This window comes from Streptomyces chrestomyceticus JCM 4735, assembly GCF_003865135.1.
GTDB lineage: Bacteria > Actinomycetota > Actinomycetes > Streptomycetales > Streptomycetaceae > Streptomyces > Streptomyces chrestomyceticus.
This window is the reverse complement of record NZ_BHZC01000001.1, coordinates 982,759-999,797: the sequence shown is the minus strand read 5'-3', so window position 1 is coordinate 999,797 and position 17,039 is coordinate 982,759. Positions and strand designations below refer to the sequence as shown.

General features: G+C 72.7%; 9 protein-coding genes and 2 pseudogenes. 1 reads left to right on the top strand and 10 read right to left on the bottom strand.

Features of this window, described 5'->3' with window-relative positions; all coding sequences use genetic code 11:
• Window positions 1–73: 73 nt before the first annotated feature.
• The 9 genes and pseudogenes from EJG53_RS04060 to EJG53_RS04025 form a co-directional block, all read right to left on the bottom strand.
• On the bottom strand, window positions 74–2,845 hold the full coding sequence (locus EJG53_RS04060) for a M4 family metallopeptidase (protein ID WP_244954965.1): 2,772 nt from the start codon (window positions 2,843–2,845) through the stop codon (window positions 74–76).
• Between the two features lie 292 nt (window positions 2,846–3,137).
• A pseudogene (locus tag EJG53_RS04055) lies at window positions 3,138–4,802 on the bottom strand (glycosyl hydrolase); the annotation flags it as partial.
• Window positions 4,803–5,201: 399 nt separating this feature from the next.
• Window positions 5,202–5,627, bottom strand: a pseudogene (locus tag EJG53_RS43810) (discoidin domain-containing protein); the annotation flags it as partial.
• A 42-nt stretch (window positions 5,628–5,669) separates the two neighbouring features.
• The gene (locus tag EJG53_RS04050; protein ID WP_125043632.1) at window positions 5,670–7,235 is read right to left on the bottom strand and encodes a glycoside hydrolase family 13 protein; all 1,566 of its coding nucleotides are present in this window, start codon (window positions 7,233–7,235) and stop codon (window positions 5,670–5,672) included.
• A 63-nt stretch (window positions 7,236–7,298) separates the two neighbouring features.
• A complete protein-coding gene (locus EJG53_RS04045; RefSeq protein WP_125043631.1) occupies window positions 7,299–8,180 on the bottom strand; it encodes a carbohydrate ABC transporter permease in 882 nt (293 codons plus the stop codon).
• Window positions 8,180–9,127 carry a carbohydrate ABC transporter permease gene (locus EJG53_RS04040; protein ID WP_125043630.1) on the bottom strand — a complete coding sequence of 316 codons (948 nt, stop codon included), beginning with the start codon at window positions 9,125–9,127 and terminating at the stop codon, window positions 8,180–8,182. Before EJG53_RS04040 ends, EJG53_RS04045 begins: the two co-directional genes overlap by 1 nt.
• Complete coding sequence (locus tag EJG53_RS04035; RefSeq protein ID WP_125043629.1) at window positions 9,124–10,497, bottom strand: ABC transporter substrate-binding protein; 1,374 nt, start codon at window positions 10,495–10,497, stop codon at window positions 9,124–9,126. Before EJG53_RS04035 ends, EJG53_RS04040 begins: the two co-directional genes overlap by 4 nt.
• Window positions 10,498–10,681: 184 nt before the next feature.
• Complete coding sequence (locus EJG53_RS04030; RefSeq protein ID WP_125043628.1) at window positions 10,682–11,695, bottom strand: LacI family DNA-binding transcriptional regulator; 1,014 nt, start codon at window positions 11,693–11,695, stop codon at window positions 10,682–10,684.
• 160 nt (window positions 11,696–11,855) lie between these two features.
• Window positions 11,856–12,272: a cysteine/serine endopeptidase inhibitor gene (locus EJG53_RS04025; protein WP_125043627.1), complete on the bottom strand. Its 417-nt coding sequence runs from the start codon at window positions 12,270–12,272 to the stop codon at window positions 11,856–11,858.
• 430 nt (window positions 12,273–12,702) lie between these two features.
• On the opposite strand from EJG53_RS04025, the gene EJG53_RS04020 reads away from it, so the two are divergent.
• The gene (locus EJG53_RS04020; protein WP_244954964.1) at window positions 12,703–13,455 is read left to right on the top strand and encodes a class I SAM-dependent methyltransferase; all 753 of its coding nucleotides are present in this window, start codon (window positions 12,703–12,705) and stop codon (window positions 13,453–13,455) included.
• Between the two features lie 55 nt (window positions 13,456–13,510).
• On the opposite strand, the gene EJG53_RS04015 is transcribed toward EJG53_RS04020, so the two are convergent.
• The gene (locus EJG53_RS04015; protein WP_125049139.1) at window positions 13,511–16,996 is read right to left on the bottom strand and encodes an ATP-binding protein; all 3,486 of its coding nucleotides are present in this window, start codon (window positions 16,994–16,996) and stop codon (window positions 13,511–13,513) included.
• Window positions 16,997–17,039: the final 43 nt, after the last annotated feature.

Below are 17,039 nucleotides of genomic sequence, written 5' to 3'. Positions count from 1 at the left end.
GGCGGAATTGGCCGTCACCCTGCCGGGGGGACGGGCCGCCGGCGCCCGGCCGCCCGCCCCGCTCACCGGCGCGTCAGCCGCAGCGCCCGGCCGGACGGGTCCGGGTGACCAGGTCGGTGTAGCCGGCCGTACCGTCCACCCACACCACCTGCCGCCCGCCCGGCATGGCGGGCCACGCCTGTTCGCCGCGGTTGCAGGAGACCCGGTCCCGCCGGCTGCCGTCGGCCGGGAACTGCCACAGCTTGGGCAGCGTCTCGTTGCGGTACACCGTGTCGGGCGTCGACGCGGCGACGGTGACCGCCTCGTCGGTGGCGACGAGGCCGGAGGCGCGCAGGGCGCCCGGGCCCTCGCCGGGGCTGAGGTCCGTCACCCCCGTACCGTCCAGAGCGGCGCGGCGCAGTGCCGTCAGGCCCGATTCGTCGTCCGTGGGCACCAGCCAGAACACGTGCTTGCCGGTGATCGCGGTCGGGCCGACGCGGGCCGGGGTCCCCAACTGCCCCATCGTCGTGCGCTTGCCCGTCTTCAGGTCCAGCGTCTCCACGCCGTAGGTGCGGGTGAGGCCGTCGCGGCGGATGGTGCCGTACGCGATCCGGCCGCCGGCGATGGACGGGTACCCCGTCCGCAGGCCGGGCTCGTCGTTCACCTTCACCGCGGTCGGGTTGCTCAGCCGCACGTACCGTACGCTCTCCCCGGCCGGCCGGGGCCGGGTCTCGAACACCACCACGTCGCCCTCGACCCGCAGGAAGGAGGCGCCGCGCCGGCCCGACCACAGTTTCTTGACGGGCCCGCCCGCGAGTGGCCGCGCGAGGATGTCCATGGACCTGCGGTTGATCGCCAGCCATACCACCGTCCGGCCGTCGGTGGCCGGGTGCACGTGGTAGCGGCCGTCGTTGGGGCTCATCAGCTTCTGCGCGCCGGTGCCGTCGGCCCGCCCGGCCCAGACCGAGTACGGCTCGGTGCCGTCGTCGTTGGACTTGGCGGCGGCCCACCAGCCGCCGCCCGCGCCGGACGCGGAGCCGTCCGTGTTGACGCGTCCGAGGAGCTGGTCGGAGTCCACGCCCAGGGCCAGTTCCCAGCCGGGAACGATGCCGTGGGCGTTGAATGCCCGCTCAGCGATGCGCAGTTGGGAGTCGGTCGCGTTCAGGCTGCGTGCGGCGGCCAGTACGGCGGCGCGGCCCTCGGTGAAGCCGTCCAGCGGCGTCAGGTACTCGGTCAGCGCCTTGTAGACGATCCGGTCGGCGAGGGTCTTGCCGAGGTCCTCGCGCAGGTCCCACAGAGCACCCGAGAAGATCGTGGAGTTGAGGTGGACGCCGCCGTTGTCGACGGAGAAGGACACACCGAGGAAGGACTGCGAGGTGGTCCGCCCGTCGTTGAGGTCGCGGGTGGCGCACTCGCGCGCGGGCTTGTTCCGGCACAGCGTCTCGCCCAGCAGCCCGGAGTCGGGACTGTCCATGGGGATGTCGTAGGTGTCCGTCTCGACGGCGTTGCCGAAGTAGTCGGCGACGGCCTCGTTCAGGGCGCCCGACTGGCCCGCGTAGACCAGGTCGGCGGAGTTCTCCACGACGCCGTGGGTCATCTCGTGCCCGACGACGTCCAGACCGGCGGAGAGCGTGCGGTACTCCGCGTCGCCGCCGCCGTAGACCATCTTGGTGCCGTCCCAGAAGGCGTTGATGTACGGCTGTCCGAGCTGCGTCACGCCCACCAGCGAGTTGACGGCCATGCCCCGGCCGTCCAGGCTGTCGCGGCCGTGCCGCTCGCGGTAGTAGTCGTAGACCTTGCCGGCCGACCAGTGCGCGTCGACCGCGCCCGCCTCGGTGGCGTCCGGCCCGAAGGCCGGGGTCGGCGAGCCGAATTCGAGGATGTCGTACGGCCAGGTACCGGCGACGTCGCTGACGTCCTTGCCGCGCGCGTCCCAGGTGGACAGCGTGTTCTTGGTGCTGTCCGCCATGCGGGTGTGGTCCCGCATCACGTACGCCTTACGGGACTCCTCGTACGCCAGGGGCAGTTCGACGGTCTTCCCGTCGTACTTGACCCCGGACCCCTTCACGCCCGGCTCCTCGGCCGCCGCGCGGCCTGCGCCCGGCCGGGTACGTCCGCTCTCCGGCGCGCGGGCCGCCGTGCCGTCCCCCGGGATACGGAACGTCTTGATGCCGCTGTACTGGAGCACCGGGTACCCGGCGCGGGCGTCGACGTAGACCTCGTGCAGCACCGGCACGCCGGTGACCGGGTGGGTGCCCCGTACGGTCACGTGCCGGGTGAGCAGGCCCGCGCCCCTCGGGATGACGACCAGCCCGCGATCGGTGCCGGTCAGCGGCTGTGCGTCCTCCCGGGGCAGCCGGTCGGCCAGCAACTGGCCGGTGGCCGCGTCGACGGCCCGCTCGACTGCCAGCGCCGCGTCCACCTCGGGTTCGACGCCGGTCGTCAGCCCCGTGAAGTACTTGCCGGACGTGCCGGTGACGATCCGCTCGCCGCCCTTGCGTTCCATCCGCACCACGTACTGCCCGCCCAGGACGTCCACGCCCCGGTGCTTCTGCTGGAGCCGTACGGTCTCGTGGCCGCCCGCGGTCACGGTCCCCACGGGCCGCAGGTCACGCCCCGGATCGCCGATGTGGTACCGGCTCTCCTTCGCCGCGAGGTGCCCGCGCGCCGCGTCGGCCGCGCTGCCCGTGCCCTTGGCCGCTTCCCGGACGCCCTCCACCAGCGCGGGCGTGGCGGTGCGCGGACCCGGCACCACCTCACCGGGGCCGGTCGGCGACCCCGCGGGTGCCGCTCCGGCGGGCACCGCCGAAACCACCAGTGCGGCGGCGCCCAGCAGCGCCGCCGCACTGGCGAAACCTTTCCGCACACCGGCCGCTCCACGCGGCCCGCGTAACCCGGCCGGACCGCCCGAGCCGTCCGGTCTCTCCCGTCCCGCTCTCCCGTCGTACGCTCCACGCTCGCGCAAGGCGACTCCTTCCGTCCCGTGCCACACGCCCGGCACCGGTCACCGGGGTGAACGGGGACATGCAAGCGGCCGCCTGTTCACCCCGACAACGAACCCGGTAAATCGGTGGACGACTTCCGGACGCGGGGCGGGCGGAGCGGGACGGGGCGCGGCCGTGCGGGGAGGGGCCCGGTTTCCGGGAGGGAAGGACGCGTCAGTCGACGGTGATCTTGAAGGTGGAGGTGGTGTTGCGGATGTTCTGCGCGTTGTCGCGGAGCGTCAGACGGTGGAAGGCCGCCTGGCCCACGGCCGGTCCACCGGCCGCTTCGTTGGCCCAGATGCCGAAGCCGGACCGGTCGTTGTACTCGTCGCCGCTCTTCTTCGCCCCGGAGACGGTCACGTCGGACAGTTCGGTGTCCTGGACCGGGTTCTGCGGCTGCTGGCCCACGTAGTTCGTCTGGAACATGATGCCGTGGTACGTCGGGTCGGTGATCGTGGCGCCGTTCACCCGGATCGCCCGGAAGGGCTTCGACGCCGAGTAGAGCCAGATGCCGGGGAAGGTCTGGCCGTTCCAGAAGTGGCCGCCCGCGCGCTCGATGCCGAGGTTCTCGAACGTGGTCCGGCCGGGCCCGAAGCCGTTCATCGGAATGCCGAAGTCCAGCGAGGAGATGGTCACCCCGGAGTACACCAGGGTGTCCACGACGCGGATGTTGCGGAAGGTGTTGAGCTGCCCGCCGTACACGGCCAGGCCGGCGGCCCGCCAGGTGAGCTTGGAGGTGAGGTTCTCGTAGACGTTGTGCGTCTGTTCGCCGCCGCCCGAGTCGAGCGCGGAGAACAGCGCGAAGGAGTCGTCACCGGTGGCCCGTGCCTCATTGTTGGCCACCAGGTTGTCGCTGGAGCCGTTGGTCATGTTCAGACCGTCGGCGAAGGTGTTGCGGATGCGGTTGTTCCGGATCGTCATCCGGTCGGTGTCGGCGCCCCAGTAGAGGCAGACCATGTGCTCGGCCCAGATGTTCTCGATGGTGATGCCGGAGATGCGCTGGAAGTCGAAGACCTTGCCGGGGCCGTCGATGCGCGAGGTGTAGTTGCCGAAGTACGCGAACCCGGCGAACGTCGAGCCGTCGGCGCCGTCGGCGGCGCGGAAGCCCACATCGGTGTTCTGCTGGCCGGCCGGGGCGTGGAAGCGGGTGAACCACGGCCCGGCGCCGATCACCTTCACCGGCTTCAGATAGACCTGGAACTTGCTCGACGTCTGGTAGTCGCCCGGCGGCAGATAGACGCCCTTGATCGTGCCGGTGGTGTCCATCCGGGCCCGGTCCAGCGCGTTCTGCACGTCCTGGTGACCAAAACCGGCCGGTTCCACGAACGCCCGCCGGTCCGGGTTCGGCGCCGCGGCCGTCTTCTCGAAGTCGACGAAGTCGATCGCGTACGTGGAGGGGTTGTCGGCGTCCTTCTGGAGCCGGATCTTGCTGCCCGCCGGAACGGTGCGGCCGAGGTCGAGCTGCGCCTCGTCGTAGATGTGCCGGGCCGGGCCCGCGCCCGGGTCGTTCACCGGGGCCGCCTCCGGGCCGTACAGCCAGGCGTACTTCGACGTGAGGTCGAAGGGCTTGGCCTTCTGGCCGTCCACATAGACGTTGAGCTTGGCGTTCGTCCCACCGCCGCCCGGTGCGTCCGGGATGGAGAAGCGGGTGACCAGGGTGTTGGTCTCCACCGGGGTGGTGAACTCCACGTACTGCCCGGTCTGCTTCAGGGTCACGGCCTTGCGCCCGGACGCCTCGCCTGCCAGGTCACCGATCCTGCGGTTCGGGCCGACCACCTGCGCGCCGCCGCCGGTGGCCCCGGACTCCGCCTCGACGGTGGTGTACGGCATGGTCGCGCCCGTCGTGGCCCTGGCCCCGGCGCGCCGGGGCTGCGGCGCGGGCTTCGCGGACGACGGGGTGAAGGCCGCGCGGGACGAGCCCGTGCCCGCCGCGACCGTCCGGGTGGCCGTACGCCCGTCGGGGGACTGGTTGCCCGCCGCGTCACGGGCCCGCACGGTGTAGGTGGTCCGGTGCGCCGTGCCGCCGGGCGCGGTGGTGTCCTCCCAGTGCGTCGCCGTCGGGGGCAGTCCGGCGCGCAGCCGGCCGTCGGCGTAGACGTCGTACCCGGAGGCGCCCGGCACCTGCTCCCAGCGCAGCGTCGCGCCGTCCAGCCGGACGTTCTGTGGTGTCCCGGGAGGCGCCGTGTCGCCCGACGTCGCGGGGAACAAGGAGAGTTCGCCGACCCGCTGCGCTCCGGCCACCCGGACGTACCGTACCGGCGCGCCGTCCAGGCGCAGGGTGACGTGGCCCTGGCGGGCCCGGGAGTCGGACAGTTCGACGAAGTCGCGGCCGTTGACCGAGCCCTGGAGCTGGACCTGCTGGGCCTTGCCGGGCAGCGCGAGTTCGACCCGGCCCAGGCGTTGGGTCGCGCCGAGGTCGGCCTGTACCCAGTGGGCGGCGCTGCCCTTCGCGTAGGTGTCCGGGTCGCCGTCGTGGGCGCGGGCTGCCCCGTCGCCGCTGAGCCGCGCCGTCAGCGGGCCGGTGCCGGAACCGGCCGGTCCGGTGGCGGCTTCGGCGGAGAACGCCTGCCAACTGGTCGCCAGCAGGCCCGTGCTGAGCACGGCGGCCAGTACGGGCCGCCAGGCCCTTCTGCGTGATGGGGTGGTGGGTCGGGTGGAGCCCATGACGTTCCCTTCTGTGGGGAGAGGGCGGCGGCCGGGCCCGGGTCAGGCCCGCAGCCAGACCGCCGTGTCCTGCGGCAGCGTGCCCACTGACGACAGCGGGCCGGAAGCCAGCAGAAGTTCGGAGTGCGGGGGCAGCGCGATGTCGGCCGTACCGAGGTTGACCAGGCACAGCACGCTGCCGCCGCCTGGCACGTCGCGCGCGAAGGAGAGCACCTGCGGCGTGTCCGTGGGCAGCCAGCGCAGTGGGCCCGCGTCCCGGAAGGCGACGCGCAGCCGCAGCGCGGTGCGGTACAGCGAGAGCATCGAGTCCGGCTCGGCCGCCTGCCGTTCGGCGGCGTACCGCTCCCAGCCGTCGGGACGGGGCAGCCACGACGGGCCGTCGCCGTCCGCGTGCCACGGCAGCGGCACCCGGCAGCCGTCCCGGCCCGGGGCGGTCCCGCCGGACCGGGCGTACATCGGGTCCTGGACCATCTCAGGCGGGATCTCGGCCTCCGGCAGGCCCAGCTCCTCGCCCTGGTAGAGGTAGACGGACCCCGGCAGGGCCAGCGTGAGCAGCGCGGCGGCGCGGGCCCTGCGGGTGCCCAGGGCGAGGTCGGTGGGGACCCCGAAGCGTTTGCGCGCGAAGGCGAACCCGGTGTCCTCGGCCCGCCCGTAACGGGTGACCGTACGGGTCACGTCGTGGTTGGCCAGCACCCAGGTGGCGGGGGCGCCGACGGGGGCGTGCGCGGCCAGCGTGAGGTCGATGGACGTACGCAGCTCGGCCGCGTCCCAAGGCCGGGACAGGAAGTCGAAGTTGAAGGCGGTGTGCAGCTCGTCGGGGCGCAGGTAGCGGGCGAACCGCTCGGGGTCCGGCAGCCAGATCTCGCCGATCAGGACGGCTCCGTGCTCGTCGGCCAGCCGCCGCCAGGAGCGGTAGATCTCGTGCAGTTCCGGACGGTCGTGGAAGGGGTGCGGGCCGCCGTCGCGGGGCATGTCGGGCAGGCCGTCGGCCTTGGCGAGCAGCGCGGCGGAGTCGATGCGTACGCCGTCCGCGCCGCGCTCGAACCAGAACCGCAGCACGTCCTCGTGCTCGCGGCGTACCTCCGGGTGGCTCCAGTCGAGGTCCGGCTGCCCGGGGCTGAACAGGTGCAGATACCACTGACCGTGCTCCGTACGGGACCAGGGCACGCCGCCGAACTCGCTCACCCAGTCGTTCGGCGGCTCGGCGGAGGGCGGCCGGAAGTGGAACCGGTCCTGTTCCGGCGATCCTGGGCCGGCGGCGAGCGCCGCCCGGAACCACGGGTGCTGGTCCGAGACGTGGTTCGGCACGATGTCCACGATGGTGCGCAGCCCCAGTTCGTGCGCCTCGGCCAGCAGTTTCTCCGCCTCGGCGAGGGTGCCGAAGGCCGGGTCGACGGTGCGGTAGTCGGTGACGTCGTAGCCGCCGTCGGCGAGGGGCGAGAGGTACCAGGGGGTGAACCACAGGGCGTCGACGCCGAGTTCCGCCAGGTACGGCAGCCGGGCGCGGACCCCGGCCAGGTCGCCGGTGCCGTCGCCGTTCCCGTCGGCGAAGGAGCGGACGTACACCTGGTAGATGGCGGCGGTACGCCACCAGTCCGTGCGGGACAAAGGGGGAGTCCTTTCGTACGCGGTGTACGGGGAAGTGGGGGGCGGTGCGGTCCCCGGCGGCTCTCAGCCCTTGAGGCTGCCCGCGCCGAGACCGGCGACGATCTGCCGCTGGAAGACCAGGAACAGCGCGATCAGCGGCAGCGAGGCCAGGACCAGGCCAGCCACCAGGCTGTTGAGCGGAGTGTCCTGGGCGACGCGCTGGAGGAAGACGCTCAGCGGCTGCTTCGCCGGGTCCGGCAGCACCAGCAGGGGCCAGAGGAAGTCCTTCCACGCGGCGACGACCGACAGGATCGAGACGACGGCGAGGATCGGCCGGGACAGCGGCAGCACGATCCGCCACAGGGTGCCGAGCGGGCCGGCGCCGTCGATCCGGGCGGCGTCCAGCAGCTCGTCCGGCACGCGGTCGAAGAAGTTCTTGAGGATGTAGATGTTGAAGGCGTTGGCGGCGGCGGGCAGCCAGACCGCGCTCGGGCTGTCGATCAGGTTGCGGTGGAACAGCGGGACGTCGACGACCGTGAGGTAGACGGGCACCAGCAGCGCGGTGGCGGGCATCATCAACGTGACCAGCATCAGTCCCAGGACGACGTTCCCGAACCGGGGCCGCAGCTTGGAGAGCGCGTACGCGGCCGGTACCTGCACCGCGAGCTGGATCAGCCAAGCCCCGCCGGCCAGCAGCACGGTGTTGAGGAAGTAGCGGGTCAGGTCCATCTCCCGCCAGGCACGGGCGTAGTTCTCCGGGTGCCACTCGGCAGGCACGCAGGTGGGCGGGTTCTGCGCCAGCTCGGCCGGGGTCTTCATCGCGCCCGTCACGGCCCAGTACAGCGGCACCAGGAACGCGAGGGTGAACAGCGCCAGGGCCACGGTCAGCACCGACCAGTAGACGAGTTTTCCCTTACGGGTGCGCAGGACGGAGGGGCGGATGAGCGTACGGGTCGAGGCGGCCATCAGCCCTCCTTGGTCCGGGTCACACGCAGGTAGAGGGCGGAGAACGCGGCGAGGACGAGGAGCAGCAGCAGGCTGAGCGCGCTCGCGGTGCCGAAGTCGTTGTAGACGAAGGCATAGCGGTAGACGAGGAACATCACGGTGACCGTGGAGTCGTCGGGCCCGCCGCCGGTCATCACGTACGGCTCGGTGAACACCTGCATCGTCGCGACGATCTGGAGCAGCAGGAGGACCAGCAGGACGAAGCGGGTCTGCGGAACCGTGACGTGGCGCAGCCGCTGCCACAGGTTGGCGCCGTCCAGCTCCGCCGCCTCGTACAGCTCGCCGGGGATGGTCTGGAGTGCCGCGAGGTAGATCAGTGTGGCGGTGCCCATGTTGGCCCAGGTGGAGACGATCACCAGAGAGACCAGTGAGGTGGACGAGGAGTCGAGCCAGGCGGAGGTCGGCAGGTGGAGGGTGCGCAGGACTTCGTTGAGCAGCCCCGGGCCCGGGTCGTAGAACCACTTCCACATCAGCGCCACGACCACCGGCGGCAGCATCACCGGCAGATACACCAGGACGCGGAAGTACGCGCGGGCGTGCCGGAACTCGTTCAGCAGCACCGCGGTCAGGAACGGTACGAAGAAGCCCAGCACCAGCGCGTACGCGGTGAACACGGCGGTGTTGCGCCAGGCCGTGGCCAGCAGGGGGTCGGCGAAGAGCTTCTCGAAGTTGGTCAGGCCCGTCCAGGTGCTGCCGGTGGCGAAGTTGACGTCCTGGAAGGCGAGGAGCACGTTGCGGACGATCGGCCACCACGAGAACAGCGCGAAGATCACCACGGCGGCGCACAGGAAGCCGTATGCGGTGAGGTGCTCGCGCACCGAGCGGCGCAGTCGAGCGGCGCGCCGCCCCTGCGCCGCAGTAGCCGGTGACCGGGACGGCGGCTTCTTGAGCAGGGGAGCGGTGGTCATCGGAGCGCGCTGTAGATCTGGTCGGCCTTCTTCTGCGCGGTGGCGAGCAGCGCGTCGATGTCGGCGTCCTTGTCGGTGAGGACCGCCTGCATCGCGTTGTCGAGCACGGCGTAGACCCGCTGTGCCTCCGGGGGTTCGAGCACGCCGGTGATGCGGGGCGCCGCGTCCATGAAGGGCTGGTAGTTGCCGACGGGGATGTTGGCGTACTTGTGCTTGGCCGCCTCCACCCGGTCGCGGACGGCACCCTTCCAGATGTCGGGGGTGGGCGGCATGGGCAGCCCGACGGGCAGCTTCGCGGCGACGTTGTCCCGGATGTTCCGCTCGACGAGGTCCGGGTCGAGGTATTTCCACTGCAGCCACTTGATCCCGGCGGCGATCTTCTTCGGGGACGCCTTGGGGTTGATCATGTAACCCTCGCCGCCGATCAGGGTGGACCTGCCGTCGGGTACGGGTGCGAGGCCGTAGTCCTGGTACCGGCCGCCGAACTGCTTGGCGATGACGGTGATGTTGTCGGCCGCGGCGAGGTACATCCCGAGTTTGCCGCTGCCCATCATCCGCTGGGCGTCCTCGGCCTGGAGCAGTTGTCTGCTGCCCATCGAGTTGTCCTTCCAGCGCATGGCGTGCAGGTCCTGGAGGGTGGCCCGGCCGGCCGCCGTGTTGAACGCGGCCTTCCAGTGGCCGTCCTGCTCGGTGGCGATCCGGCCGCCGCGGGAGTACAGCTCCGCGGTGAAGTGCCAGCCGCCCTGGTTGTTCTTGGAGAAGTCGGCGTAACCGGCGGTGTTGTCGCCGAGCGCGGCGATGCGCTTCGCGGCGGCCCGGACGTCCGCCCAGGTCCGCGGCGGCTTGTCCGGGTCGAGCCCGGCCTTCTTGAACAGGGTGCGGTTGTAGAGCAGGCCCATCGAGTAGTTGGCGGTCGGCAGGCCGTACTGGCGGCCCTTCCCGTCCTGGAACACCTTCATCAGCTCGTCCTGGACGTCCGCGCGGTGCGGCATGTCCTTGAGGTGGTCCGTGAGGTCGGCCGCCTGGCGCTTGGCGATCAGGCCACGGGCATCGGTGAAGTAGACGTAGAAGACGTCTTCGAGCTTGCCGCCCGCCAGCTTGGCGTTGAAGGTCTTCGGGTCCATGAAGCCTTCGTGCGGCACGATGTCGATGCCGGGGTTGGCCTTCTCGAACTGCCGCACATGCTTGTCGAAGAGCGCACGCTCGAACGCCTGCGTCGTGGGCGGCTGCCCGTTGACGGTGAGCCGTACCGTGCCGCCCGGCGCGTCCTCGGCGCCGTCGCCGCTGCTGGTGCCGCAGGCGGTGAGCGCGGTCAGGGACGCGACGGTGAGGCAGGCGAGCGTGCGTCCGCGTTTTCCCGTGGATGACATCGGTGGACCCCTCTGAGCGTGAGCCGGGCGGCGAGTGAGGCGGCGAACGAGGCGACGGGTACTGGCGCTCACTCAAGCACCGGGGTCAGAAGAGCGCAATATCGCGCGCGTAATCTGCAAATTATTGACAGCGGTTTGGCCGACTCGAACCCCGCGCTGCCGAGGCTTCCGGCGGTCGTCCGGGTTACCGTGCGGCGCGCGGCCCCGTCGATCCCCGTACCACCAGCTCCGGTTCGAACAGGATCTCGTCGCGGACCACCTCCCGGCCGTCGATCTGCGCCGTCAGCAACTGGACCGCGGTACGGCCCAGCGCGTCGATCGGCTGCCGCACCGTCGACAGCGGCGGCTCCGTCACGGTCATCAGCGGCGAGTCGTCGTACCCCACCACCGACACGTCCTGCGGCACCCGCAGCCCGCGCCGGCGCGCGGCCCGCACCGCGCCCAGCGCGATGACGTCGCTGGCGCAGACGATGCCGGTCACCCCGGCGTCCAGCAGGCGGGAGGCCGCCGCGTGGCCGCCCTCCATCGTGTACATGCCCCGTACCACGTGCTCCGGCGGCAGCCCTGGACCGCCCGCGGCCCGTGCCACCGCCTGCCCGGCGGCGAGCTTGCGCCGCGAGGGCACATGGTCGGACGGGCCGAGCGCCAGGCCGATCCGTTCGTGCCCGAGCGAGGTGAGGTGACGCCACGCCTGCTCCACCCCGACCGCGTCGTCGGTGGAGACGCAGGGGAAGTCGAGGCCCGGGATCGGCGCGTTGACCAGCACCACGGGCAGGTTCCTGGCGTGCAGCAGCCGGTAGTGGTCGTGCGGCGCGTCCGCCTGCGCGTACAGCCCGCCCGCGAACACCACGCCGGACACCTGCTGCTGGAGCAGGAGGTCGACGTAGTCCGTCTCCTGGATGCCGCCCGGTGTCTGGGTGCAGAGGACGGGGGTCAGCCCGCGCTGGGCGAGCGCGCCACCGACGACCTCGGCGAAGGCGGGGAAGATCGGGTTCGACAGCTCCGGCAGTACCAGCCCGATGAGCTTGCCGCGCTCGCCGCGCAGTTGGGTCGGCCGCTCGTAGCCGAGCACGTCCAGCGCGGTGAGCACCGCCTGCCGGGTGGCCTCCGAGACACCGGGCTTGCCGTTCAGCACCCGGCTGACGGTCGCCTCGGAGACGCCCACCTTCTTCGCCACCTGCGCAAGTCGTCGCGTCATGCACGCAACGCTAGCGCAAACAGCGCAAGCGGTTTGCGTGGTCGTCGGAAGACGAGCGGGCCCGAGGGCAGGCGCGGCGGCGCGAGAGCGCACCGGTGCCCGTCGGACCCGCCCCGCCGCGGCCGTCGCCGTCACGTCAGGACGGCCGGCCGCGGCCGGTTCAGCGGACGAACTTCCAGGTGACGTTCGGGACCATGTCGGTGCCCGCGGGCACCAGCTTGCGGAAGGCGGCCTGGCTGAGGTCGATGTGGGTCGGGGCGCAGGACGGGCACTTGTCCTTGACCGGCACGGTGATGGTCCTGCCGTTGTACGACACCTGCACCTCGATGCCGGCACAGAGCGGGTCGTTGTTCGGGTTGGGCGAGGTCCAGTAGGAGGCCGAGACGGCGACCAGGTCCTGCGAGGTGGCGTCGATGGGCGTGCCGCAGGCGCCGTAGCCCCTGTCGTTGTAGTAGGTCATCTTGCCGTTCATGGTCTGGCCGATCGGCACGGCGTGGGCGGTGCCCGTGCCGAGAGCGATGCCGGTGACGGCTATCACACCGCAGACCGTGGTCTTCCAGCGTCTGGATGCGCGCATGATGTCTCCTCATCCGAGTGGGACCGGGTAGGTGCCGGGAGATGTCCCGGGCGGCTGCCGTTGCCGGGCGGCGGTGCGCCCGGTGATGCGCAACGGCAGGGAGGGGCCGACGCGTTGCCGTCGCCGGCGCGCTCGGTGCGCCGGCGCTCGGGCTTCAGGGGCGGCGGCTCACGGAGCACTCCCGAGCACATGAGTGTCATGGACCGCGGCCGCCTCACAACCCCCAATGGGCTCAGATGTCCTGAAGTCGCGCAAAATGTACGCCGTGTTGGCCCGGAACGGACGGTTGGCGTCCGCTGCCGGGGCCGGGTGCGCGGGCCTCGTCCCCGGGTGGAGAAGCGTGCGGGGGTAAGTGGCTCAGACCGGGTGCGCGGGTGACTCGTACGATGACGTCGTATCTGATCGTGATTTTTCGGGGAGGGGCTGCATCGTGCCGAGTGGGACCGGTGGAGGACGCGGGCGACGGCGGGGAGCGTACGGCGTCGACGCCCCGTACGCGCTGTTCGGCCTCGGCTGCGGAGCGGTGGGGTCGGTGCTGGCGGGGTTCGGCACGCTCTCGGGGCCCGGAATCGGGGTGGCCTGGCTGCCGTTCCTGTGTGCGCTCGTGATGGCGGTCGCCTTCGTGCTGTACGCGCACGCCACCCGGCGGGGCAAGTTCACCGTCTGGGAGGACCTGCTGGACGGGCTGGAGCTGCGCGGGAACGAGCGGCTCCTGGACCTCGGGTGCGGGCGCGGCGCCGTGCTGCTGGCGGGTGCCCGCCGGGTGCCGGAGGGCCGGGCGGTCGGGGTGGACCTGTGGCGTGGCGTCGACCAGACGGGCAACGCGGTGAGCGCCACCGAACGCAACGCGCGGGCCGAGCACGTCCAGGACCGGGTGGAGCTGCGCACCGGCGACCTGCGGGACCTGCCCTTCGGTGACGGCGAGTTCGACGTGGTGCTGTCCAGCCTGGCCATCCACAACATCAAGGACGCCGAGGGGCGGCGCCGGGCGGTGGCCGAGGCGGTCCGCGTCCTGCGGCCGGGCGGCCGGCTGGTGATCGCCGACATCGGCGGCTCCGTGCCCTTCTACCGCGACGTCCTGGACGGGCTGCCGGTCAGCGGGGTCGCTGTCCGCTCGGCGGGCTGGCGCATGTGGTGGGGCGGGCCGTGGATGCGCACGCGCGTGGTCACCGCGACCGGCTGACCGGCCGCGCGTCCCCAGGGGAGCGGGCCGGTCGGCCGGGCCGTGACGCCGGCTCTCAGCCCGAGAGGGCGACGTCGGTCACATGCCGGCCCAGGAGGTCGTGCAGCAGGGCGGTGGCGGGCAGGGCGTGGTGCAGGTAGACGTGCTCACGGCGGTGTTCGATGACGGCGAGCATCTTGCGGAGGGTGGCCGTGGCGTCGTCGCGGCGGCCGGCGTGGTGCTGGGCCTGGGCGAGCAGGCCGAGGTGCAGGGGGAGCCGCAAGTGGGAGCGGGAGGGGCGCAGTTCGGCGAGGCTGGTCTGCATCTGGGTGACGCCCTCGTCGCCGTGGCCCAGGTGGGTCAGGGACCAGCCCTCCGTCAGGCGGAGCATCGCCTTCCAGTACAGCAGCCCGTGTTCCCCGGCCAGCCGCGCCCCTTCGGCGGAGGAGGCCCGCGCGGTCTCGGCGTCGCCTTCCCAGGCGGCGAGGACCGCGTCCACGTACAGCGCGAAGGACCGGTCGGACGGCCTGCTCTCGTACGCCGTCAGGCCCATGAGCTGGCTCCGGCGGGCGCGGGCGGTGTCCCGGTCGCCCAGGATCCAGTGGGTGAAGGCGTCGTAGGACCGGCAGGAGACGCGCGGGTCGTGCTGGAACGTACGGGCCAGGGTGCGGCCCTCCCGGGCGAACCGGTCCGCCAGCCCGACGCTCCGCTCCAGTTCCGCGAGCGCCTCCGGCAGCCGGCCGCGTACGTGCAGCGCGACGCCCTTGCCGTACGCCGCGCCCAGCAGGGCCACCGGGTGGCGCGTACGGCTGCCGATGTCGCGCAGCAGCCGGGAGAACTGCCGTGACTCGTCGTACCGGCCGGTGACCAGGAACGCCGAGCACAGCGCCCACAGCACCGAGGGGTCCTCGGGCGCCCGGGTGACCGTCCCGAGGGCGCGGCCCCGGGTCAGTGCCGCTTCCGCCTCGGCGTCACCGTATCCGCGGACGATGGCGAGCAACTGCCCGAGCTGGATGTACAGCCGCTGCTCCAGCGCGCGGGCGGACGCGTCGTCACGGGGCAGCAGGCCCGCGAGGTGCACGGCCCGGCGCAGCCACGTCTCGACCTTCTCGTACGCCAGGTGCTGCTCGGCCTGCTCGGCGGCGCGTAACAGCCGGGGGAGGGCCTGCCGGGCGGGGAGCGCGTCCTGCGCGTGCCAGGTGTGGTGGGCCAGGCGCTCGAACTCCTCGTCGCCCACCTGGGTGCCGCCGCGCGTGCACAGCGATTCGGCCACCCGGGCGTGCAGCCGGTGGCGTTCGTCGCGCGCGAGCACGTCGAGCAGCGTCTCGCGGACCAGCGCGTGCATGAAGTGCAGCCGCCCGGGATGGTGCGGGTCCTCGCCGAGCAGTCCCGCCCGGATCGCCTCCGTCAGGGAGGACGCCACCGGCTCGTCCTCGGTGGCGGTGCAGTGCAGCAGGTCCGTGTCGATCTCGGTGCCGATGACGGCACACAGCCGCAGCACCCGCAGGGCGGGCTCCGGCAGGGCGGCGAACCGCTGGCGCAGCGCCTCCCGCACGCCGGTCGGCACCTGCGCCCGCAGGACGTCGGTGGCGTCCGCGTCGTGCAGACGCCGCGCGTCGCCGAGCAGCGACAGCAACTGCATGACGAAGTACGGATTGCCCTTGCTGCGCTCGTGCAGCGCGTCCACGACGTCAGCGCCGACCCCGCGCCCGGCCTGCGCCTCCACCAGGGACGCGACGGCACTGCGGGACAGCCCGCCGAGCCGCAGCGTCTCGGTCCTGGGGCCCCGCAGGACGTCGGCCAGCACCCGGCGGATCGTGGCGTCGGAGTCCGCCTCGAAGTCCCGGGCGGTGAGCACGATGCTGATCCGGTGCCCGTGGCGGCGGGTGCCGAGCAGCCGCAGCAGGTCGAGGGAGGCGGCGTCGGCCCAGTGCAGATCCTCCAGGAGCAGGACCAGCGGCCGTTCGGCGGCCAGCGCGAGCAGTACCTCGCACACCGCGTCGTGGGTCAGGAACCGGGCCTGGGCCCAGTCGTCCTCGTGCCCCTGCCCGCCGGGCCCGGCCGAGCGCTCGGGCATCACCGGGGCGAGCAGCGTGTCGAAGGGCGCGGTGGCGGTGCGGAAGGCGTCCGGACGGGTGGCCGACAGGTGGCGCAGCACCTGGGTCCACAGCCAGTACGGCGGTACGCCCTCGCCGGGGAAGCAGTGGCTCCACACCACGTCGAGGGCGTCCCCGGCGGTTTCCAGCGCCGGGGCCAGCTCCATCAGCAGCCGCGTCTTGCCGACCCCGGCGGCGCCGAGCACGCAGGCCAGGTACCCGTGGCCGGTGGCCGCGCCGGCCGATGACGTGGTCAGGCGGTGCAGCTCCTGGTCCCGGCCGGTGAACGGCCAGGGAGCCGCGGTCCCTTCGGGGCCGGAGCCGGTGCAGTCCTCCGGGACGGGGGCCGGGCGGGCGGGCAGCCGGCCGACGCCGTGCAGGCGCCGCGGCCCGGTCGCCCGTGCGCCTCTGGCCGGTCCCTGCACCGGCGTGCCCCGGTCCGCGTTCCGCGCGGACCGGCGGTTCCTCGCGGCACGGGACGGCGCGGCGGCTTCCTGCGGATGCGCGGTCGCTTCCGGCGCGGCGTGCTGCGCCGGGAAGTCCGCTCTGCGCGGCGGGCCGCCCTGCTGACCGGGGGAGGCGGCCGGGCTCTCGGGGGCCGGCGCGGCCACGAGACGGGCCGCCGGACCGCCGTCGTCCAGCTCCTGCCGGAGGATGGCGGTGTGCACCCGCTGGAGTTCGGCGGCGGTGTCCACGCCGAACTCCTCCACCAGGTGGCAGCGCGTCCGCTCGTACACCTCCAGCGCCTCGGCCTGCCGTCCCAGCCGGGACAGCGCCGTCATCAGATGCCCGACGAGGCGTTCCCGGGCCGGGTTGCGGCGTACCTCCAGGCCCAGTTCGGCCGCCACCTCCTCGGCGGCCCCGAGCGCGAGGCGGGCCTCCGCGCAGGACTCCAGCGCGGTGAGCCGGACCTGCTCCAGGCGGGCGGTCTCGTCGGAGAGCGGCGGCTGGGCGCCGAACTCCGTGTAGGGCGCGCCGCGCCACAGGTCCAGGGCCTCGATGAGCCGGTCGCGGGCGCCGCGCGGATCGCGCCGGTCCAGGAGCTGCCGCCCGTCGGCGACCATCTGCTCGAAGCGGAACGCGTCGACCTGCTCCGGGTCGAGCTGGAGCACGTATCCGGGCGCCTGGTAGCGCAGCACGGACGAGGTGCCCTGGCCGGCTGCCGGGGCGAGCACCCGGCGCAGGTGGGAGAGGTGGCTCTGGAGGGTGGCGACGGGGTGCCGCGGCGGCCCCTCGCACCAGAGCTCCTCGACGAGCAGTTCGGTGGGGACGACCCTGCCGAGGCGGACGAGGAGCAGGGCGAGCAGGGCCCGCCGCCGTGGTGGTCCGAGGGGGAGGTCGGCACCGCCGAGCCGGGCCGACATCGGTCCCAGGACGCGCAGTACGGGCTCGGGGGCGGGGTGGGGAGCGGCGGTGCCCGGGGGCTCCGGCAGGGGGGTGGGGGGCGGGGTGTGGGGTGTGCACATGTCGGTCCCAATCGTTCTCACGCCGGCGGCTGTGCAGGGGGAC

Bases quoted from the DNA above. Each gene is read 5' to 3' on its own strand.
- EJG53_RS04045 (WP_125043631.1), bottom strand. From the start codon at position 8,180: ATGGCCGCCTCGACCCGTACGCTCATCCGCCCCTCCGTCCTGCGCACC.
- EJG53_RS04040 (WP_125043630.1), bottom strand. From the start codon at position 9,127: ATGACCACCGCTCCCCTGCTCAAGAAGCCGCCGTCCCGGTCACCGGCT.
- EJG53_RS04035 (WP_125043629.1), bottom strand. From the start codon at position 10,497: ATGTCATCCACGGGAAAACGCGGACGCACGCTCGCCTGCCTCACCGTC.
- EJG53_RS04030 (WP_125043628.1), bottom strand. From the start codon at position 11,695: ATGACGCGACGACTTGCGCAGGTGGCGAAGAAGGTGGGCGTCTCCGAG.
- EJG53_RS04025 (WP_125043627.1), bottom strand. From the start codon at position 12,272: ATGCGCGCATCCAGACGCTGGAAGACCACGGTCTGCGGTGTGATAGCC.
- EJG53_RS04015 (WP_125049139.1), bottom strand. From the start codon at position 16,996: ATGTGCACACCCCACACCCCGCCCCCCACCCCCCTGCCGGAGCCCCCG.